Below are 24,329 nucleotides of genomic sequence, written 5' to 3' on the forward strand. Positions count from 1 at the left end.
GTGCGATTGATTCCTTTCTTAGACCCAACCTTTGCGATGGGCAAAGATGGCTAATTGAGTCCGATCTTCCAACTCACACTTCATTAAGAGATTGCTGACATGCGTCTTAACCGTTTTGATGCTAATAAAAAGTTCCTCGGAAATGTCCTTATTGCTTTTCCCCTCGGCTATTAACAGCAATACCTCTTTCTCTCGTGAAGTTAAGCCTTCTTCCGCGGGCATCTCATTGCGCTGCCGGATTCCTCTTGTAAGCGCCAAGGAAACTTCCGAGTTCATAACCGGCATGCCGCGATATGCGCTTTGTATCGCATGAATCAACTGCTCCGATGAGACTGTCTTCAGCATGTAGCTGATCGCCCCAGATTCTACGGCTTCCAGTACTTTGGCTTCCTCTAGAAAGCTGGTCAGCATAATAATCTTGATTTGCGGAAACTTGGCGGAGATCAATTTGGTTGCACCAATCCCGTCCAGAACGGGCATCGTCAAATCCATCAAAATCACATCAGGCAGTTGCCCCGACAGCCCTAGCACTAACTTATCAAAAGCTTCTTGTCCATTGGAAGCTTCCCCAACCACTTCCAAACCAGGTTCTAAGGATATATAAGTACGCAACCCCACGCGAACCATATCGTGATCATCTACAATCATAACTTTCATGTTATTGCTCATGACTGCCTCCCTCTCTTTCCTTCAATAGAAGAGCTGCTTGCCCGCTAAACCGCGGAATGCGCACACGGACTCGTGTTCCTGAACCTAACTTGCTGTCAATCTCTACTTCGCCTCCGAGCTTTTGCGCACGTTCCCTCATCGTTGATAAACCGTGCGAGGCAGAAGGAATATCTCTTCGCTCGAAACCTTGCCCATCGTCTTGGAGTTGAAGTACGTATTGATGTTCTCTTTCATAGATAGCCAGGCGCACTTGTTTGGCTGACGCATGCTTAACGACATTGGCCAAGCCTTCTTGAATAATAAGAAAAAATTGATGCTCAATGGCTTCTGATATGGATTCATGAAGAGAGACGTCAAGTTGGCCCTGCAGCTCATGATTCCGGCAATATTCCGGAAACCACTTCTCCAGGGCTTCTTGCAAGCTCATATCATTTAACTCAATCGGTCTTAATTGAGAAATGAGCCCGCGCATCTGCTTCTGGGCATGATGGGACATTTCAATCAATTGATTCATGACCGAGGGCGCAGCACTTGGATTTCGTTCCAGAATCTTGGGCAGCGAAGATGCGGACATATGGATTGCAAAAAGTTCTTGGCTGACGGTATCATGCAGATCTCTCGCCAACCGCCTTCTTTCTTCCATGACAGCATTCTCCGTGAGCTCCTGATCGCGAATGGCTTCCGCCTCGCCCAGCTTCTGAAGCAATTGAACACGTTCTTCAACGGAAGAAGCCATTTTATTGAAAGCATCATAGAGATATAAGAACGGCTCAACAGGCTCCATCTCAATACGACTGGAGAAATTCCCTTTGGACAATTCGAGCATAGCCACATGCAATTCATCCACTTTGCGCTGCCAGCGCCTTGTTGCCACATAGCCAACCGAGAGGCAGACGACGAGAATCGCAATCAGGAACCACATCCGGAACTCCCAGTAAGCGAGGTCTTCCTTGTAGTATTCAATTACGATATAAATACTCGAAACCGTCAGCAAGCTTGAGATCAGAAAGTAATTCAGCAGCTGCCACTTCATATTGAACATTCGCAATTTATACATGCTCCATCCTTAACCTATCTTTTTAATGGTAATGTCACCAATAAACATACTCGTTGTGACGATTATTTTGCGTTCCGCCTCTTCATAATGAGAGGTCTGCGTTCTAACACTTCGCAAAAAACCACTCTCGCGGCGCTCCAACACTTTCATATCTCCGATGAAGGAACTTGCGATCACGCGGACTTCGACATCAATATCATTTGGAATGAAAATCTTCACATCTCCGATAAAAGCAGTCACATGAATCGTCGTTTCTCCCAAAGGAATGGAAGCACGGGTTAGGTCAATAATGGAATCACCGATAAAATGAGAAATTTGGACTGGTTTCAGCTCCCACGCTTCTTGGCCAAGATGCACATCACCAATAAAACCATGTCGATGCAGGACATCGCCATTATCGAAATTTCTTACGAACTCATCATACTTGTGTTCATGGTGATGGAAACCCTGCGTTTTCGGTTGACGCGGCGGATGCGAATGAGCTTGTGACTGCTTAGTCTCCGGTGTCTGGCCAATCTCCCATTCGCCAAGCTTGTCATGAAATTCACCATGGATATCCTTGAGTACAGCTTTTTCCTCTTCACTAAGCTCACGTTTTAAATCATTCTTTGAAAATCGATCCTCATTTGGAATATCTGTATGCACAGGTGTCTTAGTAGAATTCGGTTTAGGTTGATCCCATGGGTTCCGGTGACTCCGGTGCTGCTCTCTTCTCGCTTCACGCCGCTCACGTCTTGCTTCTTCTTTGGCTGCGCGAATCGAAGGCCACTCCGGCGATTCTTTCCTGCTTGGTCTGAATATGACATTCAGACCGAATAAGATGAGCGCAACTGGCGCTAGGAACTTCAACATTTCGCCAAGCGATAAATCCGTCAAATTCAAATTTTTCAGAAGAAATATGGTTCCGACACCGCATATGAGCAAACTCCAAATTGAGCCTCCCCAATGATATTTCCGCTGCCAGACGAAACCGGCCAATCCATAGAAGATCAGAATAACAGGCCAATAGGTGGAAACCATATACGCTAGATCAATTTCAATTAACCCCATTTGATTAAGTAAAAAAAGGGACCCTGCTGTTACGAGGACAAGCCCCCAAATTATCCGTTGAAACATGTGCGGATTCATACGTTCTTCCTCCATTTGTGTACATCGTTGTTTAGCTTATCTCTAGTCTATAAGATACCGTCAAGAATGAAAAGAGACGAAGGATTGAAGGTTGCCTCGGTCTAGAGACTGAGTTGTCAGCAGAAGGAAACAGAATAACTGACATGGAATTTCTGAAAACGAACAATTAATGACGCATGTTATGTATTCTTACGTATTTCGTTGACATGCTTATCATCAGAACCGTATAATTGGTGCAAAAGAACGCTTGCATTATGAGGAGAGATCAGAGAATGGATGCAATTCAACAGCTTTCCAGCGGCCTAGATACCATTTGGGTGGTTCTGACTGCTGCCATGATTTTATTGATGGAGGGCGGCTTCGCTCTGCTTGAAGCAGGTTTTGTACGGCAAAAAAACGCCGTAAGTATTATTATGAAAGTGTTTGTTGACATCGCTTTCGGTGCACTCATCTTTTATTTCGTCGGCTTTGGACTTATGTACGGGAAAGATGCTGCAGGATTACTGGGTACGACTGGTTTTTTCATGGGAGGGGATTTGACACACATCGTCTTAAATATCTCACATGAGACTTATTGGCTGTTCCAATGCGCCTTCGTTATCGCGGTTATCTCCATTGTATCGGGAGCTGTTGCGGAACGCATCAATTTCCGCGCCTATATTCTGTATACAATCGCTATGACAGGTATCATCTACCCGATTGCAGGCCACTGGGTTTGGGCCGTGGGCGGTTGGCTCGGCAAACTCGGCATGGTAGACTTCGCTGGCTCCGCTGTCATCCATGCACTGGGCGGATTCTCTGCTCTTGCAGCAGCGATGATCATCGGGCCGAGGATTGGTAAATTTTCAGCCGATGGAACGGCCAACATCGTCCCTCCCTCGAATTTACCACTCGCCTCGGTAGGCGCCTTCATTCTATGGTTCGGTTGGTTCGGATTTAATTCAGGCAGTACGTTGAGTGCGACGAATACTTCGATCGGCCATATTGCCGTGACCACGATGCTGGCAGCAGCAGCCGGAAGCGCAGCCTGCATCTTGTTTACCATGATGCGTTACCGCAAGGCCGATCCGCCTATGGTGATCAACGGCGCGCTTGCCGGGCTGGTCGGCATTACCGCGGGTTGCGCTTTCGTTAGTGATGTAGCAGCGATCCTGATCGGAGCTATATGCGGAATTTCCATGGTTTATGCAACTGAAATCCTCGAGTCCAAACGCATTGATGATCCCGTCGGCGCGTTTCCCGTTCACGGTGTCAGCGGAAGCATTGGGACATTGGCCGTTGGATTATGCGCCCAACCTGATGCTATTCGCGAAGGAACGGCCGGTTTATTCTATGGCGGCGGCTTTAGCCTTCTAGGTGTTCAAGCATTGGGACTCGTTACCGTATGTGTATGGGGCTTCGTGCTCACATGGGGCATCATGAAGTTGATCAACCTCATCGTTCCCATCAGAGTTAGCCGTGACGAGGAACTGGTAGGCTTAGATGTCGGAATCCACGGTGTTCCTGCCTACAGTCAAGAGGATGGCTTCCTTGATCTGCAGCAGCTGAAAAATGGCAAATCCTAACCTGCCACAACGAAAAACCCTTCCACAGCGGAAGGGTTTCTTTGTATTAAGAGAGCAATTCTTCAATCTCATCGGGGATCGAGACGACATCGCCAGGTTTAGATTCATTCATAATTTGTCTGGCATGGGCAATTTCGGCACGCAGCATCCTTACTTGCTCCATTGGTTTCTTCACATAATGAATATATTCGACAGCAAGATGATGGTCAGGTTTCTTGCCTGAAAACATGCGGCGAAGAGAAGACATCGTCTGATATGCGCGTTCTTCCTTCATTCGCTTGACTTCATAGCGCTCGACAACCTGTTCGATCTCTAAGACTTGCTGCTCCTTGCGGATAATGTAAGCTTCCAAGAAAGGAAATACCTCTGCAGCTTTCCTAGGTGTTCTATGAGGATTTCCATCCGATCGCAAAGCATTCAGCATCATCACACCACCTATCTTTCCATGTCAAGATTCATTACAGTAATCTTATTTTACACTAAAAGGAGTGATTTGAGAACACTTATTTCAAGATTAAATCGATTCCTACAACACCAATCGGGTTGCCCATGTCATCTATTATCGATTTCGACAAGGTAATACACGGTTTTTTTGTGATAGCTGACACGTATTCTTGTGAAACGAAGAGCTCCCCTGCCATCGCACGCTTCCACCACTCTCTTCCTTTGCCATTGACTAACCCTGCCTCAGGCAGTGAAAAGATGAAGGTCCCATCGGCGCGATTCGACCAAATCGCTTCAACACCCTCCGTTTTCTTCAAAACTGCACTCAAATGAGCAGCATGCTTCGTATCAGCAAGTGAAGTGATGTCAGCTAATAAGACAAGGGAATTCAACATTTGCTTAATCTCTTGAATATTGACATGAACGACGCCTTCTTTGTTGCGCAGCCCTACCGCTTGTATCGCTTGAATGAGCTCTGCGGAAGAGCGGTCCAAGTTCTGATTAATCAATTGGAGCATAGACACTTCTTGACGCTGCTTTTTCATTTGTTCCAAGGTATGTTCAACACTAGACATCGTCTCATTCATTAAATCAACCACTTGTCCAAGCGAGGTTCTTGTGCCCATAACTAACGAAGACTGCTGCTGCGTCGAGCTTGCCGTGCTTGCAACGAGATTATTCACATGAAGAATGAGCGAGAAGATCGCGTCAATCTTTTCTTTCATGATCTTCATCTCGGCAATGCCAAGCGCCACGGAAGCCTTCTCTGCAGCAACAGCCGCAACAACTTGCCTAACACCACTCTCAATCGATTCGAGAATCTCTGAGGATTTGGTTACAGCATCATGACTTTGTGTTGCCAGCTTCTTAATTTCCTGGGCTACGACAGAGAAGCCTCGGCCTTGCTCTCCAGCGCGAGCCGCCTCTATGGATGCATTAAGGGCGAGCAGTGATGTTTGGGAAACGACTTCCGCAATAAACGTGTTAATTTCTTCTATCTTCGACGTATGTTCCGTTAAGTCCTGAATCTTCTTCTGCATCGTGTCATTATTCGTATGTAGATCCGTCATCACTTCATCTGTCGCATTCAACGAGCGGCAAACATCGACTACCGTATCTTTGGTTTGTTCGCTCTCTTGATGCATATGTAAGGATGAATCCAGGATTTGATCAGCTGCTGCCGCTACCTGTTGTATCGCCGCAAAAGCTTCCTGAAGCTGCCCGACGGCTTGATTGCTGCGGATTTTCAAATCTTCTTCCCCTTGAATGGAGGCATCAGCTATTTCTAGGAGATGTCCAATCGAGCGATTCACTTCTTCGACAGCAGCCGCTAAGCGATCCGCAACTACTTGTGATTCTTGGATAAATGTTCGGAATTGCTCTTGCTGATCTTGTTCAACGCCAGCAGACTTTGAACGTTTAAGACCAAACCAACTAAATACACCTATAAATAAAAAAACAGCCAATCCAGCAGCCGTAAACCATCGAGAATCCGTCATGAAGGCACATACATTTACAATAATACCAATAAAGATAAAAGCGTAGAACCAAACTCTCTGTTTCCGCTCGGCCTGCATAAGCAACTGGCACTCCTCCCAAAAGGAACCTTAATGTTAGTTTTTGTTACATTATATCGAAAATAAGAGGAGTTGGAAAGAAATAAAAAACAGAGATCTGATTAGATCCCTGTTTTTTCCGTTCTTATGTTTGTGTATTTCGTTATTTGTTTTGGTTTTGGGTATTCGCTTGTTGTTGCTTGCTAGGTACCGAAGTTTCACTAGCAAATTCTACGTCTTGAGCTGCCTTTTTGTTGTTCTTGTTCTTAGCCATGTTCAATCACCTCCTGTATGAATAGGTTCTCCCAAACAGGTTTTTTTATGTGACTGATGTGATGGAAATATTCGGCTAACAGGTCATTATAATGCTTTGGCGGGAGCTAGAATCTCATCCTTGAGTTGATTCCAGATGAGCTCCGTTACTTTGCCTTGTCCCTCTTTCACAACAAAAACTTTCACCGTTTTTTTGCCCCATTCCTTATACACTTGGTCTTTGGTATCAAAGTACAAATCGATCTTCTTGCCCTTTATCGCACTTCCGGTATCCGCTACAACGCCATATCCATATCCGGGAATAAACAAAACCGTGCCGAGCGGGAAGACGCTGGTGTCTGCCGCTATGGTGGACAGCGCCTTATGATCCCGCTTCACCTTGATTCCAGAAAAGGTAATGCCATATTCGGGATGATCTGGATTCTTGCCTGTAGATTCTTTACCTGCAAAATAACCCGTGGCTGTCACTTCTACAGCCTTGAGCTTGGACAAATCCGAGTCTAGTTTCGGCACGTACCGAAAACTGATTTGTTGTTGATGTTCTTGCGCGACCGGCAAGGAAATAGGCGCTATCTTCCCCGAATCGTCTATTCGCTGCGGCGTTTGTATATGGGTGACGGCGGCTTCCGTCGCGTGGCTAGTGTGATGATTTGACTCTTGTCCGAACAGCGCAATGAGAACATTAACGACCATCCATGCCCCCAACCATTTGGGTTGAGTGATTAGTTGCAAAAACATTTTTTTAATACCTCCCCTACTATTGCAGGTTGTCCAGTTCATTTCAGCTTTAAACCTCCGTATGCAGACTCACTGATTAAGATGTCCTCCTTACGTTCCCTTATACATACCCTATTGGCTAAATTTGAAAACAAAAAAAGCAGAGAAGAAGTTCTTCTCTGCTTGAGGTTTAGGGGTGAAAATTATATTTTTTTACTTATTTCTTCATTGATCATGCCGATTACTTCGTCAATTGGATGGGTTCCCAGATCCCCTTGACCGCGTTTGCGGATAGACAAGCTTTCATTCGTTACTTCATTTTCACCAACTACGAGCATGAACGGAATTTTTTCCAATTGTGCTTCCCGAATCTTATAACCAAGCTTCTCATTGCGATTATCAGCTTCAACCCGAATACCCGCTGCCAGCAAACGCTCCGTCACTTTATTGGAGAACTCTTCGAAGGCAGGAGAGACCGGAATCACTTTCGCTTGAATCGGCATCAACCATGTTGGCAAGGCGCCAGCAAAGTTCTCTAGCAAGAAGGCTGTCATCCGTTCCATCGTACTGATAATGCCTCTGTGAATAACGACAGGACGATGCTTCTGGCCATCTTCTCCTGTGTATTCCAATTGAAAACGCTCAGGCAGCAAGAAATCGATTTGCGCCGTCGACAGCGTCTCTTCCTTCTTCAGCGCTGTTTTGATTTGTACATCAAGCTTAGGACCGTAGAACGCCGCTTCACCTTCCGCTTCATAGAAAGGAAGACCTAATTCTTCCACTACCTCACGCAGCATGCGTTGGGAAGTTTCCCACATTTGATCATCCTGGAAATACTTCTCTGTATCTTTGGGATCACGGTAGGAAAGACGGAAACGGTAGTCCGTAATGCCAAAGTCAGCATACACTTGACGAATCAAGTTAACGACACGAGAGAACTCTTCCTTGATCTGATCCAAACGGCAGAAAATATGAGCATCATTCAACGTCATCGCACGAACACGGTGAAGACCTGTTAACGCTCCTGACATCTCATAACGGTGCATCGTGCCAAGCTCTGCAATACGAATCGGAAGATCACGGTAGCTGCGCATATCGGTTTTATAGACCATCATATGATGCGGGCAGTTCATTGGACGAAGGACAAGTTCTTCATTGTCCATCACCATTTTGGGGAACATGTCCTCGCTGTAATGATCCCAGTGTCCGGAAGTTTTGTACAACTCGACATTAGCTAATACAGGCGTGTACACGTGTTGGTAGCCCAAACGCTCCTCTAAATCAACGATATAACGTTCCATCGTACGTCTTAGTTTAGCACCGTTTGGCAGCCAAAGCGGCAGCCCTTGTCCAACTTCGCGGGAAAAAGCAAACATTTTGAGCTCTCTGCCCAATTTGCGGTGATCGCGTTTTTTGGCTTCTTCCAAGAGGTGGAGATGCTCATCCAATTGCGCTTTTTTCGGGAATGCCGTGCCGTAAATCCGCTGCAGCATTTTGTTTTTAGCGTCTCCACGCCAGTAAGCTCCTGCTACGCTAAGCAATTTGAAAGCTTTGATACGACCTGTGGAAGGCAAATGCGGTCCGCGGCAAAGGTCAAAGAACTCGCCTTGATCGTAGATCGTTAGCACCACATCCTCAGGTAAATCACGAATCAATTCTAACTTGAACGGATCTTCCAACTCTGTGAAAATACGAATTGCTTCTTCCCGGGAAACGACACGGCGCGTAATCGCCAAGTTTTCACCCGCGATGCGCTCCATTTCCTTCTCGATTTTCACCAAATCTTCCGGATTCAAAGGCGTTTCCAAATCGATGTCATAATAGAAACCATCTTCAATAACAGGTCCGATCCCTAATTTAACAGCACTCTCGCCATAGATGCGCTTGATCGCCTGCGCCATCAAATGTGCTGTGCTGTGACGATACATTTCTAAGCCTGCTTCGCTATCCAACGTTAGAATTTCAACGTCTGCATCCTGCTCCAAGGCGAAGGAAAGATCGACGGATTTGCCGTTTACTTTTCCACCTACCGCATTTTTCTTCAGACCGGATGAAATCGACTCTGCAACTTGTTCAATCGTCGTTCCAACTGCATATTCTCTTACAGCGCCATCTGGTAATTTAACTTGTACGACCATCTTCGTTCCTCCTAGGTATTCATCATTTGAACGCAAAAAAGCACACATCATCCCATAAGGGACGAGTGCGCTCAGCTCGTGGTTCCACCCTAGTTCGATTCACAGGTTACCATTGCGGCAAGTGAATCCTCATCAGCATTCGATAACGAGAATGACTCCGGTATTGTATACTATCCAACCTGCAGATCAGGCAGAGTTCCACGATACGGCTCCAAAGGGGTAAACAGTCCGATTACTGAAGGAGATTGCAGCCTGGTCTCCTCTCTCTGAGCAGTTATAACAGAAAGTTCATGTCTTTGTTCCAAACGCCTTCGTTCATTATTATAATTCGCTGCTTGCCCAAGGTCAAGGGGAGAGTTGATCCTGCTTCTTCGCTTCCCCCAGATAGATGTCACATGTCCGACAATAGGCGCATACCGTTGTACGATCTTCAAAAATTTGTCGAATCGTCTTGATTATTGTCATATCCGGGTCTCTCGTATGAATATAGATGTTAGCAGGTGACACCGTGATCAATGTGCTAACGATCATATCTTCAAAATTAATATCTTTTTCAAGCACTTCCATTTTAAAAGAAGCATCAAATTCATTAGCATCAATGAGCTCCAGCCGATCATTTAAAATGATAAATTCATGGCCTCCCTTGTGAATCAAATGAGCCACGGGAATCTTAGCTTCCTGAATGTAAACAAAGTATTGCAAGAGCGAAATAAACTCCTGATACTGACGATCCATCATAAACTCATCGATCGCATACTCCGCAATTTCCCTTAACTCATCCAAATAATCTTGCATACGAAATAGAATAAAGCCATCTAAGCTTAATTGCGGAGCTTCTTCTAGGGCCAGCACGAGCTGATCAGATAACACTTGTTTACGTCGCAATCGACCAGAAATGCTGCTCATAACGGGAGATTCCTCAATCGGAGTCTCCAGGTGCGTTTGCGTACAATAGCCCTCGATAACATCTACATCTTCTTTGTTCTCATATTTAAACTCTTTGGTAATCAAATTTCGCAGCATAGGAGACTCTTTGTCCATCATAATATGCTCAGCCAATGCATCTGCAAGTCCTTGCAAACATTTTTTGCGCATAGCAGGCGCATCCTCTTCTTGAACAAGCGTTTCAACATGAATGGATGCATGGGTTTCAAATAATTCATAGTGAATCGTCCATTCACATTCAGCGATATGTAAAAGCTGCAGCTCGCTTTCAATTTGAGCGGTTAGCGAACGTACATATGGTTCTATCGTATTCATCAACACAACTGCAAACAGTTCCATGACCTCACTCCTTTCCATCTACTACATCCTCCTTTAAGAGTATATGGTCGATAAGAATCAGATATACAACGAACAATTTGCCATTTCTTTTCAGCATTTTTTGTCAAATCTTTAGTTAAAGTTATTCCAATCGGCAAGATATTCATGTTATGATACGGGTAATAGTGCTTAAGTAGCATATTTTGGAGTGGGTACCTATGCAAATGGATGCATCTAATCAACACAAACAGGACTGGAACCGGAAGTTACTTAACGCCTACTGGTTGCTTGTTTGGATTCAACTGCCATTCGAACTTCTCTATGCCATTTCCATCCAACAGGATTTGGAATTCATCATCAATCGACTGATCATCCCACTACTCATCATGATCCTCATCATGTCCCTACTTGAATTCATCAATATGTACAGCAAAAGATTTTTGGACTACTACATTATCAGTGGCGGCGCCGTCTTATCCTTCGCGCTTATTTACTACAATCATGATATGAAATTAGCTCCACTTTATCTTTTTCTCCCAATTTTCGTTTCCATCTTTTACTTTCAGCTATCCAAAATCATTTACGCACTAGCGCTCTCTCTGCTTTCTATCTCTATCTTGTATTGGATTAAATTAAGCGTTTTCTCCAACTATAAACCGATTGATCTCCTTGCCGTTGTTCCCGTCCTACTCGTTGTTTCCATCATAGCTTCGGGAATTATGAAGCGCGGCGCAGAAATATTAACTAATTTGAAAGCCACTACCGAACTTAAACAAGAGTTGATGATCAAAAATATTATTATGGATAAACTATCCAAAACAGATGCATTAACAGACCTGTATAATCATATTACTTTCCATGAGTATTTGGATGAGCTGATCCAGCAAAACGAATCGGGCCATTTCTGCATTCATATCGCTGTACTAGACATTGATAATTTCAAAAAAGTCAATGATACCTATGGTCATAGGGCAGGCGACGCCGTCTTGAAAAGTGTCAGCAGCACACTGAAAAATCGTGTGGGCCTCAATGATTTTGTCGCGAGATATGGCGGCGAGGAATTTGCCATCATTTTCACGGAAAAAGAAACAGATGAAGTCTTCGAGACGCTGGAGCGCATCCGTTGGCAGATTTCCCAAATGAAATATGAAGAATTGAGCGGGCAATCGGTAACGATCTCCATCGGATTATGCGAGTATCACCCTGGGACCTCCAAGGAATCCTTATTCGCCGGAGCCGATCAGTCCTTGTATACAGCGAAGAAGACCGGCAAAAACAAAACCGTTATTCACACAGCTCCACTGAAGGAAGCTAATTAAATCCAGCCCTATAAATCTTTTGATATAGCCCCTATGGGGCAATTTCAAGAGGTTTTTTTAATGAAGCGCCTCTTCCAGACGCAACAAAAAACGCTTATCTCAACTAATCCCCCGAGTGGATTAAATACGAGATAAGCGTTATATGTGTTTAAACCTTAGTTCTGCATCACGAAATCTTTATCAATCTTCACGTTCACGTCATCAAATATGCGCAAAGTCTGGTACTTCGTATTCCGCTGCGCCGGGATTTTGCCTGCTTGACGGATGATATCCAGCGTCGAGGACACGTTGACTTTGTGCGTTGTGCCCGCGGCGGAAACGACGTTCTCTTCAATCATCGTGCTGCCGAAGTCATTACAGCCATAGCTGAGCGTCTGTTTGCCAACTTCAGGCCCCATCGTTACCCAAGAGGACTGGAAATTAGGGATATTGTCCAGCATAATCCGGCTAATCGCCAGGGTTTTCAAGTATTCTTCCGGCGTCACTTTCTCCGCCTTCATATTCGTATTGTCCGGTTGGAACGTCCACGGGATGAACGCCAAGAATCCAGGGGTGTTCAGCTTCTGATGAATCACATCATCTTGGGCATCACGGATACGCAGCATATGAAGCGCACGCTCCTCCATCGATTCCCCGAATCCAATAACCATCGTGCCCGTTGTATGCATACCGATTTTGTGAGCGGTTTGCATGACATCCATCCAATCACGCCACGAGCCTTTGAGCTTGCTGATTTTGCGGCGCGTCCGGTCGTCAAGAATTTCCGCTCCGCCACCAGGCAAGGAATCAAGACCTGCTTCGTGAAGTTGACGAACAACTTCTTCCAAAGATAAACCGTCGGAAACATCTTTCATTTTCATAATTTCCGCTGGTGAGAAGGAATGCATCGTGATATCAAAGCGTTTCTTGATTTCACGCAAAATATTCGTGTAATAGCTGAACGGCAAATTCGGGTTCGTCCCGCCCTGCATCAGAATTTCGGTGCCGTCTACATCCAGTGTTTCCTGAATCTTTTGGAAAATCGTTTCATCCGGCAAGACATAGCCCTCGGCTGAGCCTGGCGCACGATAGAATGCACAAAAACGGCAGTACACATCACAGATGTTCGTATAGTTAATGTTACGTCCGATGACGAAAGTCGTTATCGGATCGGGATGCCATTTCTTCATAATCTGATTGGCGGTATCGCCAATCTTTTCTATTTGATCAGATTCGAACAGTGTAATGCAATCTTCTACATCAATTCGTCCGCCTGCCTGCGCTTTATATAAAATGCGATCAATCGGTTTCATAGCAACTCACTCCTTTAAATTTCTGAAAGCTTGTATCCATTCATCGTATCATACTCATGCCAAAAAAGCAGCAAATGCTGCTTTTCCAGAGGGTATCCTTCGTTCAAATATGGCTGTTTTTCGAATATCATAGGGAGGCTAACCGCGCAGCGCTTGTTCCAAATCTTCTATAATATCTTCGATGTCTTCCAGCCCTACGGAATACCGCACCAAACCGTCCGTAATGCCGCGCAGCAAGCGAACTTCCTTAGGCATTGCCGCATGAGACATCATGGCCGGATAGGACAGAATGCTTTCTACAGCGCCCAAACTTACCGCCACGAGCGGAATGCGCACTTTGCTGAGCAATTTTTTGGCCCGCTCACCGGAGCCCACATCGAAGGAAACGACCGCTCCGTAACCCAAGGATTGCTTCTCATGCACGTCTCTGCGCGGATGGTTCGGCAGACCTGGATAGTAGACGAATTCAATATCCGGCTGTTCCGAAAGCCACTGAGCCAGTCTGCGTGCGCCTTTCTCTGACATCTCCATCCTAGCTTGCAGCGTCTTCATCCCGCGAATCAGCAGCCAGGAGTCCTGAATTCCCAGAACATTTCCCATGCCATTCTGAATTTGCTTCATGCGGCGTCCCAGATTGTCGTTAGCTACAACGGCTAGACCAGCGAGAACATCACTGTGTCCGCCGAGGAATTTGGTTGCGCTATGCAGAACGATATCAATACCCAGCTCAATTGGACGTTGATGATAGGGCGTCATGAAGGTATTGTCCAGCATCGTCAGCAAATCATGCTCTTTGGCAAAAGCAGCGACCTCGCTGATGTCTGTAATGCGCAGCGTCGGATTAGACGGCGTTTCGATGAACACCGCTCTTGTATTGGAACGAAGAGCTGCGCGTACTTGCGCAATGTCTGTCATATCGACGAACGTGGACTCAATCCCCATCCGATTCATGATGGTAGTAAGCAAACGATACGTGCCGCCATACACATCTTCCGTACAAATGACATGATCTCCCTGAGAAAGCAGCATAAGCGCGGAAGAAATCGCCGCCATGCCTGAGGCAAATGCGAAGCCACGTGTACCGCCTTCCAGCAAAGCTATGTAATCTTCCAATGCCTGACGGGTTGGGTTGCCCGAACGCGTGTAATCATACTCTGGCGAAGTCTCGAGGTCCGCTTGATGAAAGGTAGAAGCTTGGTACAAGGGCACGCTGGATGCCCCTGTCACCTCATCAATTTCAGCGCCAAAATGAATCAGTTTCGTTGCGAACTTGCCTTGAGGCTTGCGTTTATGATCAGATGGATGGCTCATGAACGGGTTTCTCCTTCGATTTCGGCTTGTGCTTGGCTTAATGCGTTGGCAAGGTCTGCAATCAAGTCATCGATATGTTCGATACCGACTGAGAAACGAAGAAGACGATCATCCACACCAATTTGTTGGCGAATTTCAAGCGGGATATCCGCATGGGTTTGCACAGTAGGGTAAGTCATAAGGGATTCAACGCCGCCTAAGCTTTCAGCAAAAGCAATTAGTTGAATGTGGCGCAGGATCGGTTCAATCAACCGGGCGTCAGCAACTTTAAAGGAGAATATCCCTGTATTTCCGCTGGATTGCTTATTTTGCACCGCATAGCCAGGGTGTGTTTCCAATGCCGGGTAGTAGACTTCGTCGATAAGCGGATGCTCGAGCAAGAAATTAGCAATCGCGGTTGCATTCTGCTCATGACGCTCCATCCGCAGGGCAAGTGTCTTCATGCCTCTCATCAGCAGCCAGCTGTCTTGCGGTCCCAGCACCGCTCCGATGGAGTTGTGCAAGAAAGCCATTTGCTCGGAAAGCTCCTTGCCCTTCGTCACGATAAGGCCGGCAAGCACGTCGTTGTGCCCCCCCAAATACTTCGTGGCGCTATGGACGACGATATCGGCTCCAAGCTCAATCGGACGCTGTAAATAAGGCGTTAGCAATGTGTTATCCACGATGGAAACAATGCCCTTCTTACGGGCCCATGTACATACGAGTTCAATGTCCGTAATCATCATCAAAGGGTTGGTCGGCGTTTCAATAACCAAACCTTTGGTGTTCGGTTGGTACGCAGCTTCCAGTCCATCCAAATCATTCGTATCCACGTACGTAGCCTTCACACCGAAACGAGACATGATTTTCTCTAGCAAACGATACGTACCGCCATATAAATCCAAGGAAACGATCAAGTGATCTCCTTGGCTGAAGTAAGCAAAGATCGTTTGCAGCGCAGCCATCCCTGAGGAACAAGCAAACCCAGCGTCTCCGGATTCCAACTGAGCAATGGCATCCTCAAGCACCTTGCGTGTCGGACTTTTGGTGCGCGCGTAATCAAAACCAGTGCTTTGACCTAGCTTCGGATGACGGAAAGCAGTAGCTTGATAAACAGGGAAGCTTACAGCCCCGGTAACAGGTTCTTCAATGGAGCCAATTTGAGCGAGACGACTTTCGATTTTCAACAAAGGGAGTTCCTCCTCATGGGTATGGTTTTCAATTTTACAATTGCGAGCTGGCCCAGCTTTCATTAATGTTCACGTTTAATTCAAAAGGTGTCTCTTGATAAACGTAATAATTCAACCAGTTGGAGAATAGCAAGTTCGCATGCGCTCTCCATGTATTGTAAGGCTGTCTGCTAGGATCATTATTTGGGTAGTAATTGCGTGGAACCTCAATATCAAGCCCTTTGCTTACATCCCGATCGTACTCCCACTTCAAGGAATTCGCATCGTATTCGGAATGGCCCGTGACGAAAATATGTTTTCCGTCCCGCGTAGCCGCGATATAGACACCGGAATCCTCTGATTCAGCTAAAATCTCCAAGTCCGGACATCGTACTATGTCGTCCCGACGGATGTCCGTGTGGCGCGATTGCGGAACATTGAACACTTCGTCAAAGCCGCGCAGCAGCTTCGTATTCGGCACGCCAACGGTATGTGGGAATACACCGAACATCTTCTGGTCCAAGGCAAACTTGCGCACACCGAAGTGATGGTATAGACCCGCTTGAGCAGCCCAACAAATATGCAAAGTGGAAGTGACGTTTTGCTTGCTCCAGTTCAGGATCTGCGTCAATTCCTCCCAGTAATTCACATCTTCGAATTCCATTTGTTCCACTGGGGCACCTGTAATAATCATGCCGTCCAGCTTCTCATCTTTAATATCGTCAAAAGTTTTATAGAACATTTCCAAATGCTCAGCGGACGTGTTCTTAGATGTATGAGTTTTCGGATGCAAAAGAACGAATTCCACCTGCAGCGGGGTGTTCCCAATCAAACGCAGCAATTGCGTTTCCGTCGTTTCCTTCGTTGGCATTAAATTCAGCAATGCAATGCGAAGTGGACGTATATCCTGATGATACGCGACGGATTCATCCATAGTGAAGATGTTCTCTTGGTTTAAAATTTCTTTGGCTGGCAGGTTGTCTGGAATCTTGATCGGCATCCTGTTCACTCCTTTTCATAAGGGTTAAATGGGCTGTAAATGCAAAAATGACCTTCTCTGGGATCAGAGAAAGGCCATAGAAAATCAAAGTCAATGTCCTTCTCTTATCTCCCAGATTCGCGATGATTCGCGTTTCCGCAAGAATTAGCACCGTGCATTCCTTTGTTTCCAAAGGTTTGTCGGTTGCCGGGTGTCATAGGGCTAGTCCCTCCACCTACTCTTGATAAGAAAATGTAACGTATGCGATTAAAATTATCATATCCATAAATCTAAGGAAAGTCAAGGCGTTATCTGGCACTAAAATGAACTTCAAATCTAGAATTTGTAATGCCTTGTCCGCTTATGATATGATTGATACAAAATGTATCAAAGAGATCTGTTTAAGATCACTTTGAACATGGGTATATAAATAAGTAAGAGGTATTGCTCAACCGTTTCCTACATTAATAGTAGAAAAGAGGTCTACCATGACAACTGAAACATCTGACAATTTCTCGGCCTTCGCCTCCTTGAATCGATATTTCACGCTAAGTCAATCATCGAAACCGACGCTTCAACAAGCAGAAGAGGCCGCAGCCGCGCTATATCGCATGTATGGAGCAGACACGGAAGAAGAGTTGCTGCTGAAGGATGACCCAGAATTAATCGAGATTTATAACGAAACGAAAAATAAGATTTTCAGTGCCGCCATGTGATTTCATGGCGGTTATTTTTTTGACACCGATCACACTTTTTCCCCATACTGTATCTAAGCAGCAAATACCCGCAATGAACCAAACTTTTTGGCTTGAAAGCAGGTATATGAAGGGTTATACTAGACAAGTATTATTCGACACGGACGACAAAGGGGGGCATACGTATGGACGGAGAACCGAGGAGTAGCATCTGCAAGTTTAGCAAACAATTTCATAGTGTAGGAATGCAGTCGGTTATTCCTTCATTCGGAGCCTAGTACTGCCCGATGAACACAACCGGCTGATTCCATGCAAAGGGGTGGATCAGATGAAAACACGGTGGGTTCAAGATGGCATTTTTACGTTAGTTGATGACGTGACTGTCGCACTTACGCCTCCAACGAGAGGCTTTTATTGGATTGACGCGGGAATCGAAGATTTAGAACTACTTCAGCCTATGTTCCATCTCCATGATTTGGCGGTCGAGGACTGTTTAAGTGAAGAGGAGCAGCGTCCCAAAATTGAAATTTATGATTCGCATTATTTTATTGTGATTAATAGCATTCGTTTCGATGACGAGGAGATTTTCCTTCGTGCACTCAATATTTTCCTAAGCAAACATGTCATTATCACCGTTACTCGGCAAAAAATTAATGAAATCCGTGCTTTAAAGCCCTTCCTCTGGGAAGAGGAAGTGAACAGCGCCGACCGATTCCTCTACCATCTCGTCGATCTTGTCGTCGATAATTACGTCGCCGTTGGCGATCGTATCGAGGCCAAGATTGAAAAGCTGGAAGAAGACATCCTCATGGCTACCAAGAAATCTCATTTGAATGAGATTATTGGGCTTCGCTCCGAAATTCTCTGGCTCAAAAAAGTGCTGGTTCCACAGCGCGATGTCATTGGAACTTTAGGCAAGAAAGAGCTTAGATTGATTGATCATCAATTGCAAAAGTATTTTGGCGACATTTATGAGAACGCCGTAAAAATCGTTGATACCTTCGATACGCTGCGCGATCTGATGGGCAACTTACGAGAGGCTTACCAGTCCAGCCTAGCTAACCGAGCGAATGATATCATGCGCGTCTTCACGGCGCTGACAACCATCTTCATGCCGCTAACCTTCATCACCGGTGTGTTCGGGATGAATTTCGATAATATTCTAGGACTTCATGTTGCTCATGGCGATGAAATTGTGCTAGCCTTCATGGGCGCATTAGGCATTGCGATGTATATCCTTTTCCGAAAAAAAGAATGGCTATGAACGAATCCGCCGAACACAAGATAAGGGCTTCTTGCAAGCAGCACGCTGCTAACAAGCAGCCCTTATCTGATTTAAACCAACTTAATTTGAATAAATTTACGTTTACCTACCTGCACAATATCTCCGTCACTTGGCTTAACTGATGCATGAATATCCGTTATCTTCTGTTCATTGATCTTCACTGCGCCCTGCTCCACACTTCGTCTCGCGTCGCTGTTAGAAACACTCATGCCCAGATTAACGAGAAGTTGAATGATGGAGAGTTGGCCGTTGGCCAACTGACTAACAGGCAGCTGCCCTTCCTCCATTTCATCCGGCAACGCCTTCTTCTGAAAGACGGTTATGAAATGCTGCTCAGCTTCATCTGCCGCTTGTGCGTTATGGTACATGCGAACGTAGGATTTGGCCAGATTCAGCTTCGCATCTCTTGGGTGGACCGTCCCCGCTTCCAAACCTTCCTTCAGCTCAACCAAATCTTCATTGGACAACATCGTCGTCAACTCATAGTACTTGGTCATGAGGGTATCTGGAATTGACATCGTTTTACCGAAAATATCATTCGGGTGCTCATCGATGCCGATGTAGTTGCGCAGACTCTTGCTCATCTTCTGGACACCATCGAGTCCTTCCAGCAGCGGCATCAGAATAGCCACCTGCCCTTCTTTCATCTCGTAAGCCCCTTGCAGTGTGCGGCCCATCAAAATATTAAAGGTCTGGTCGGTCCCCCCCAGTTCAATGTCTGTTTCAAGCGAAACCGAATCATACGCTTGCATCAAGGGATAGAAAAACTCATGCACATGTATGGGCTGATTGGCTGCATATCTTTTGGCAAAATCGTCACGTTCAAGCATGCGCGCAACCGTAACTTTGCCCGCTAGCTTGAGCACATCATCAAACTTCAACGCTCCTAGCCAACTTGAATTGTAGTAAAAGGTCGTTTTGGTAAGATCCAAAATTTTGCTCAATTGTGTCTGATAGGTCTGCGCATTATGCTGCACATCTTCCTCCGACAACTGTTTGCGCGTTTCCGATTTACCTGTAGGATCCCCGATCCGCCCTGTGAAGTCGCCAATAATGAGCTGCACCTCATGCCCCAAATCCTGAAATTGCCGCAACTTCTGCAAGACAACGGTATGACCGATGTGAATATCGGGAGCAGATGGGTCTAGCCCCAACTTCACTCTCAGGGGAATGCCCGTCACCACCGCTTTGATAATTTTCTGTTTGAGCGCTTCTTCCGGCACAATGTTAGCAGTACCTCGTTTGATGATGAGAAGCTGACGTTCTACTTCCTTCTGCTGTTCATCGGTTAACTGATTCCATGTCAACATATGATCCCTCCTCCTCCGAATGAGAACACAAAAAAGACAACCTCCTTGTCCACAAAGGGACGAGAAGATTGTCTCGCGGTACCACCCTAATTAAAGAGAACGATTTGCCAATTGCGCGCAAAAATTCCCTTTCACTTCGTTATTTAACGACAAATATATGCCGGGTATAAGCTACTGGTGCCCTTGCGGACAGGTTCCCTTAACCAACTCAGAACTGTAATTCAGAGTTATGCTTGCATCGGTTTGCACCTGACACCGACTCTCTGCAGCAGTGGCATTTCTCCTACTTAGGGCGCAGCCCCTGTTCGTCATCGCTTTGCTTGATATGTAGATTATTGATTATTTAATCACATTAGCTGATCGCTGTCAATCTTAGCTTGCCGCTTGCGCGCTAAGATTCTCTTTCTCCCTGCGGAAACGCAAGCGGAGCAGGCGCAGCCACTCATAGGCTCGGTCGAGTTCTTTCCCTTTGAGCTCTTCCGTGCCGATCAGTCGTTGCAGCACCGGCTTCAAGTACCGGTCACCTTCGGATTCGAAAGCGTTCCACGCTTTTATTTGCTCTTCCTCGGCGATCGAAATCAGTTCCGCTTCAACAAGCGGATCCATATCATAGCCCTCTCTGTCCAATTCCTCTACCCAGAGCAGAAGCTCCCGGCGCGGCATCGTTAAGACAGCCTGAAGGTCCCCTAAGCTGCCTCCGCCTGCCACGATTTCCAGCAGCTTGCGCTTGCTAACTTCGCGATCCAACTCCATACGCAGCTTCTGCTCTTTCTGAGCGAGCAGCCATGCATCGAATTTGGTGGTATCGACACGCTTAGCCACCCAGTCTAGCGGAAAGCCGTTCGTGCGCGTGTGCTCAGCTGTCAGCCGCAGCACGTCCGCGGCATACATCGCCGTCTTCTGCTCACCAAAGCCTGGGAGCTGCTGCAGTTCATCCTTACTTTGCGGCAGGAAAACAGAGATCATCCGCAGCACACGGTTTGTGGCGAGAATGTACGGCGCTTTCCCCTCGCGGGCAGCCTGCTCTCTTCGCCAAGCACGCAGTGATTCGTATACCTCTTCACTTGGATTCTCCTCACAGTAGTACGTCAGCATCTGGGACATTCTAGCCTTGCCGGACAACGTTTGTGCCGATTCCAAGTCCGTATGAACTAAGGGCCGAAAGCCAAATCTCACTTTCTCACGCAACCCTTGACGGAATGCACCCAGCATTTCATCCCAGCTTAATCCCTGGTACCACTCATCTTGCACTAGCTTGCCTGCTTGATCAGGCTCACTCCACAGGACACTCCAAATGCCTTGATCTTCACCAATTGAGATTTGTGCTGATAGGACGCTATGATCCCCCATTTCCTTCTCCAATGTATTCAAAAAAACGATGTTCATCCTTTCTCCTCCCAACGCAACAAAATAGTTTCAGAAAACGAAAAAGCACCCAATCAGCGCTAGGCTGAAAAGGTGCTTCCCTCTTCCTAATACCCATATTGTACCATGTCTGTCAGATGGGCGCAAGATATGTTTTGTTGACAGGCTGATATCGGTTATAATGAATTGCATACTAGAAAGAGAATGGAGGGCCCTTATGTCTGATTATGACTTTTTATACGATCATCAAGAAGAAACGACAACACGGTTTGTCTGTTTTGTTGGCAATGCTTTGCACCGTTTCGATCTTGCCATTATGACTACAAGCCGTTTTTTCGGTAAAAAACTCGTGATCGATTTGCAATCCGGCCGCAGTGCTGTTATGGGTCCCGATGATTTGGCCGAAGAAGGCTACCTGGAGCATGTGTTCAAATTGAATGAAGAGCAAGCCCTGGAGTTGAATGAATTCTTATCGCAAGTAATTGGTTCTATTCATTTTACGGATATTTAAGCTCTTCACGGGGGACACTGGAAAAAGCTTGAGCAACCCTGAAAAAGGAGGCTTTTTTCATGAGTCCTGAATCGCCAGACCACAACCAAGAGCGGAATCCCGGCTTTATTTCGGAAGATCGAGATGCTTACACCGATCTCGAGACAGTCGAATCCCAGCGCAATGACCTAATCCCCGAGGAGTTTCCCGAGGGTCCTTACGGCACGAGCCTATTAGCCGAATCACTAGGCAAAAGCACACCATGGCGCAAGGATCAACGACCGCCTAATCGATTCTCCTATGAGAATCAGGAGCTTCACGAGGGCTTGAAACGGGACTACCCCGGTGAAGATGATAATCGCAATGAACCAACTCTTGCAGACTCCTCGTCTGAATGAGGAAACAATGAAAAAGGAGCTAAGCGGCTTGTCTGCTTAGCTCCTTTATTTTTGGCTTCTACTGCTGTAAGCCTCCGTGCAGAAACTTTTTGAAAGCGCGGTGGGGGCGGCCAAAGCGTATAAGGAGCTGCCGCAATAGTCATTGAACCATGAGGCAAGTAGGCAAGCTCCCTTACGAACTCAATACCCTCTATTTGATCAAAATGGGGCATTTGAAATATCTAATGAATCCCTGACACGTTATCTCAAGCAAACTATCACCATTCCGCCTAAAAGCTGCTCGATAGCGCCAATTGAGTTCATTAGATTTTCAAAGTAGCCATTTTCTTGTCAATAAGCATCATACAGTTCATTAGAAGTGTGCTGAATGATTGTGGTGGCGCGGGTGCTGGAGAGCCGACCTCCATAGAGCGAGGTCGACTCTTGTATTTACTTGCCCAACAATTCCAAATGTCGGCCAATATGGTGGCGAAGTCCTGCAGCGAAGACGTCTTCTTGTTCGGCCAGCGTTTGGAAGAACTCATCTGCAAATTGCTTGCTGCCATCGGCATTTTTAGCTTGCAGAAGCAAGCCATACGTGATGTGCAGCAGCTGGCGCGCATTGTTTTCTTCCATATAATTCGGCAGATCCGCATCGCTCACTTCAGCCAAAGGGACGATAGCGTTGATGTCTGTTGTCACATGATAGTATGCTGTCGCTTCGTTGAAATGCTCGAACGCATATTGGTGCATGCGGCGGTAGAGGGATGGATTGACTTTCGCTACGACGCGCACCGCTTCAAGCCAGTTCGTACCGGCTGTTTTGATATGGAACAAACCGTTCGTATATTGCCCGATCAGCGGGAATACGCTGAATTTATCACTGCCGGAATGAATGCTTAGCTTGTATTCAAAGTGCACAGCAATCGCGGCATGGCTGGCCAACTCCCGCTCAAACTGCGCGATGTCGCCAATATAGTCGATTCCCTTCTGGAATTCGCCGCAGAAGCGCGGCGCCATGCTGAAAATGGCAACCCCGCGATCGCGCAGCTCATTCGCCACCAAATAGTGCGCTTCCGGCGATGTCGGTGTCGCCGTCTCGTCGATGGAGATCTCAAAATCGACTGCGCGATCCAAGGTCACAATGTACTTGCGGAAGATGGCTTCCATGAAATTGATCGCAGCATCATAGATCAGCACATCCTTCTTCAGCGCTTCCGGCGTATACGCCAATGTCGCACCAGGCACATTGGGCGCTGCCAGTAAGTAGCGTCCTTCATAATGGCTGCGCAGACTTGCTGGCAGCTGCTCATATTTGGCTGCAATTTCCGCTTCCGATAAGGATTCGATCGTATTATCGATGTTTTCCGAGCAATCGAGTGTCAGCATCGTGAAACCAAGACGCAGCGCATACTCGATGTCTTCTTCTTTCTTCAAATGGTCGCCGTCAGCGCCATAACCATCCTTATAGCCTTCTTGGAGAACGGCATAAGCCGCAGCATCCAAGACATCCTCATACGTGCGTCCTGTTAAGGCAAGCTCACGAATGCTTTGCTGAGCTAGAACGGGACGAATATCTTTGCCGCGAATCGTTTGAATATGACCTGGACTTGCGATGCCAAGTCGGTCGCCTAACCCCATCGTTGCGACCTGCGTACCGAAAGCTTGCGGCGCGGTGTAGGGTAGGAATTTATTCAATGTCAGACGATTCTCATGTGATAAAGGCGCTGCTTTGCCGCCATCCACGATCTCGCCTTGCAGTTGATCATAAAGATCGCCTTCACCAACAGCAATTAGCTTCTTCCCAGCTTCTGTTCTTACCAGAACAAGAGAAGTGCTGCCGATTTGTGTGAAAGAGGCCTCGTATACATGGATAGCAGGTGAAGCGAATGCGGATATATTTCCCGATTGAATAGCTTCGATGAGTTGTTTCATGACTTAAATCCTC

At 46.4% G+C, this 24,329-nt stretch carries 21 protein-coding genes, 1 riboswitch and 1 other annotated feature; of the genes, 6 read left to right on the plus strand and 15 right to left on the minus strand.

Going from position 1 to position 24,329, the window contains the following annotated elements; all coding sequences use genetic code 11:
- Positions 1-18: 18 nt before the first annotated feature.
- The 3 genes from IEY34_RS14705 to liaF are packed head-to-tail and all read right to left on the minus strand — an operon-like array spanning position 19 to position 2,854.
- The gene (locus IEY34_RS14705; protein WP_189012629.1) at positions 19-669 is read right to left on the minus strand and encodes a response regulator; all 651 of its coding nucleotides are present in this window, start codon (positions 667-669) and stop codon (positions 19-21) included.
- Complete coding sequence (locus IEY34_RS14710) at positions 659-1,726, minus strand: HAMP domain-containing sensor histidine kinase (RefSeq protein WP_189012630.1); 1,068 nt, start codon at positions 1,724-1,726, stop codon at positions 659-661. Before IEY34_RS14710 ends, IEY34_RS14705 begins: the two co-directional genes overlap by 11 nt.
- A gap of 9 nt (positions 1,727-1,735) precedes the next feature.
- Complete coding sequence (gene liaF, locus IEY34_RS14715; RefSeq protein WP_189012631.1) at positions 1,736-2,854, minus strand: cell wall-active antibiotics response protein LiaF; 1,119 nt, start codon at positions 2,852-2,854, stop codon at positions 1,736-1,738.
- Between the two features lie 272 nt (positions 2,855-3,126).
- Here liaF and IEY34_RS14720 point away from each other — a divergent pair, with 272 nt between their 5' ends.
- The gene (locus IEY34_RS14720) at positions 3,127-4,419 is read left to right on the plus strand and encodes an ammonium transporter (RefSeq protein ID WP_189012632.1); all 1,293 of its coding nucleotides are present in this window, start codon (positions 3,127-3,129) and stop codon (positions 4,417-4,419) included.
- Positions 4,420-4,465: 46 nt separating this feature from the next.
- On the opposite strand, the gene IEY34_RS14725 is transcribed toward IEY34_RS14720, so the two are convergent.
- The 5 genes from IEY34_RS14725 to IEY34_RS14745 all read right to left on the minus strand — a co-directional run bounded on the left by IEY34_RS14725 (position 4,466) and on the right by IEY34_RS14745 (position 10,849).
- On the minus strand, positions 4,466-4,843 hold the full coding sequence (locus IEY34_RS14725; protein WP_189012633.1) for a hypothetical protein: 378 nt from the start codon (positions 4,841-4,843) through the stop codon (positions 4,466-4,468).
- Between the two features lie 79 nt (positions 4,844-4,922).
- On the minus strand, positions 4,923-6,440 hold the full coding sequence (locus IEY34_RS14730) for a methyl-accepting chemotaxis protein (RefSeq protein ID WP_229757652.1): 1,518 nt from the start codon (positions 6,438-6,440) through the stop codon (positions 4,923-4,925).
- 339 nt (positions 6,441-6,779) lie between these two features.
- On the minus strand, positions 6,780-7,430 hold the full coding sequence (locus IEY34_RS37530) for a 3D domain-containing protein (RefSeq protein ID WP_308423015.1): 651 nt from the start codon (positions 7,428-7,430) through the stop codon (positions 6,780-6,782).
- 182 nt (positions 7,431-7,612) lie between these two features.
- Positions 7,613-9,547 carry a threonine--tRNA ligase gene (gene thrS, locus IEY34_RS14740; RefSeq protein WP_189012635.1) on the minus strand — a complete coding sequence of 645 codons (1,935 nt, stop codon included), beginning with the start codon at positions 9,545-9,547 and terminating at the stop codon, positions 7,613-7,615.
- Between the two features lie 345 nt (positions 9,548-9,892).
- Positions 9,893-10,849, minus strand: coding sequence for a putative sporulation protein YtxC (locus tag IEY34_RS14745; RefSeq protein ID WP_189012636.1), 957 nt, complete (start codon positions 10,847-10,849; stop codon positions 9,893-9,895).
- A 179-nt stretch (positions 10,850-11,028) separates the two neighbouring features.
- Here IEY34_RS14745 and IEY34_RS14750 point away from each other — a divergent pair, with 179 nt between their 5' ends.
- Complete coding sequence (locus IEY34_RS14750; protein ID WP_189012637.1) at positions 11,029-12,129, plus strand: GGDEF domain-containing protein; 1,101 nt, start codon at positions 11,029-11,031, stop codon at positions 12,127-12,129.
- A 155-nt stretch (positions 12,130-12,284) separates the two neighbouring features.
- Here IEY34_RS14750 and mqnC read toward each other — a convergent pair whose 3' ends face one another.
- From mqnC to metA, 4 genes are all read right to left on the minus strand, one after another.
- Positions 12,285-13,421: a cyclic dehypoxanthinyl futalosine synthase gene (mqnC, locus tag IEY34_RS14755; protein ID WP_189012638.1), complete on the minus strand. Its 1,137-nt coding sequence runs from the start codon at positions 13,419-13,421 to the stop codon at positions 12,285-12,287.
- Between the two features lie 138 nt (positions 13,422-13,559).
- Positions 13,560-14,732 carry an aminotransferase class V-fold PLP-dependent enzyme gene (locus IEY34_RS14760; RefSeq protein ID WP_189012639.1) on the minus strand — a complete coding sequence of 391 codons (1,173 nt, stop codon included), beginning with the start codon at positions 14,730-14,732 and terminating at the stop codon, positions 13,560-13,562.
- On the minus strand, positions 14,729-15,898 hold the full coding sequence (locus IEY34_RS14765; protein ID WP_308423018.1) for an aminotransferase class I/II-fold pyridoxal phosphate-dependent enzyme: 1,170 nt from the start codon (positions 15,896-15,898) through the stop codon (positions 14,729-14,731). The genes IEY34_RS14760 and IEY34_RS14765 overlap by 4 nt, the downstream gene beginning before the upstream one ends.
- A 37-nt stretch (positions 15,899-15,935) precedes the next feature.
- Positions 15,936-16,880 carry a homoserine O-acetyltransferase MetA gene (metA, locus tag IEY34_RS14770; RefSeq protein ID WP_189012641.1) on the minus strand — a complete coding sequence of 315 codons (945 nt, stop codon included), beginning with the start codon at positions 16,878-16,880 and terminating at the stop codon, positions 15,936-15,938.
- A gap of 101 nt (positions 16,881-16,981) precedes the next feature.
- A riboswitch (SAM riboswitch) is annotated at positions 16,982-17,110 on the minus strand.
- 237 nt (positions 17,111-17,347) lie between these two features.
- On the opposite strand from metA, the gene IEY34_RS14775 reads away from it, so the two are divergent.
- Together IEY34_RS14775 and corA are read left to right on the plus strand one after the other, a co-directional pair.
- The gene (locus IEY34_RS14775) at positions 17,348-17,575 is read left to right on the plus strand and encodes a hypothetical protein (protein ID WP_189012642.1); all 228 of its coding nucleotides are present in this window, start codon (positions 17,348-17,350) and stop codon (positions 17,573-17,575) included.
- Between the two features lie 307 nt (positions 17,576-17,882).
- Positions 17,883-18,818: a magnesium/cobalt transporter CorA gene (corA, locus tag IEY34_RS14780; protein ID WP_189012643.1), complete on the plus strand. Its 936-nt coding sequence runs from the start codon at positions 17,883-17,885 to the stop codon at positions 18,816-18,818.
- 71 nt (positions 18,819-18,889) lie between these two features.
- Here corA and tyrS read toward each other — a convergent pair whose 3' ends face one another.
- Both tyrS and IEY34_RS14790 read right to left on the minus strand, forming a co-directional pair.
- The gene (gene tyrS / locus IEY34_RS14785) at positions 18,890-20,146 is read right to left on the minus strand and encodes a tyrosine--tRNA ligase (protein WP_189012716.1); all 1,257 of its coding nucleotides are present in this window, start codon (positions 20,144-20,146) and stop codon (positions 18,890-18,892) included.
- Between the two features lie 55 nt (positions 20,147-20,201).
- Positions 20,202-20,470 (minus strand) — a binding site (T-box leader).
- A gap of 51 nt (positions 20,471-20,521) precedes the next feature.
- Positions 20,522-21,535 carry an HRDC domain-containing protein gene (locus IEY34_RS14790; protein WP_189012644.1) on the minus strand — a complete coding sequence of 338 codons (1,014 nt, stop codon included), beginning with the start codon at positions 21,533-21,535 and terminating at the stop codon, positions 20,522-20,524.
- 196 nt (positions 21,536-21,731) lie between these two features.
- On the opposite strand from IEY34_RS14790, the gene IEY34_RS14795 reads away from it, so the two are divergent.
- Together IEY34_RS14795 and IEY34_RS14800 are read left to right on the plus strand one after the other, a co-directional pair.
- The gene (locus tag IEY34_RS14795) at positions 21,732-22,025 is read left to right on the plus strand and encodes a DUF3055 domain-containing protein (protein WP_189012645.1); all 294 of its coding nucleotides are present in this window, start codon (positions 21,732-21,734) and stop codon (positions 22,023-22,025) included.
- A gap of 59 nt (positions 22,026-22,084) precedes the next feature.
- Positions 22,085-22,402, plus strand: coding sequence for a hypothetical protein (locus IEY34_RS14800; protein ID WP_189012646.1), 318 nt, complete (start codon positions 22,085-22,087; stop codon positions 22,400-22,402).
- Positions 22,403-22,831: 429 nt separating this feature from the next.
- On the opposite strand, the gene IEY34_RS14805 is transcribed toward IEY34_RS14800, so the two are convergent.
- Positions 22,832-24,316, minus strand: coding sequence for a tagaturonate epimerase family protein (locus tag IEY34_RS14805; protein WP_189012647.1), 1,485 nt, complete (start codon positions 24,314-24,316; stop codon positions 22,832-22,834).
- Between the last annotated feature and the right edge of the window lie 13 nt (positions 24,317-24,329).

It is taken from the genome of Paenibacillus marchantiophytorum (genome assembly GCF_014640555.1).
GTDB lineage: Bacteria > Bacillota > Bacilli > Paenibacillales > NBRC-103111 > Paenibacillus_E > Paenibacillus_E marchantiophytorum.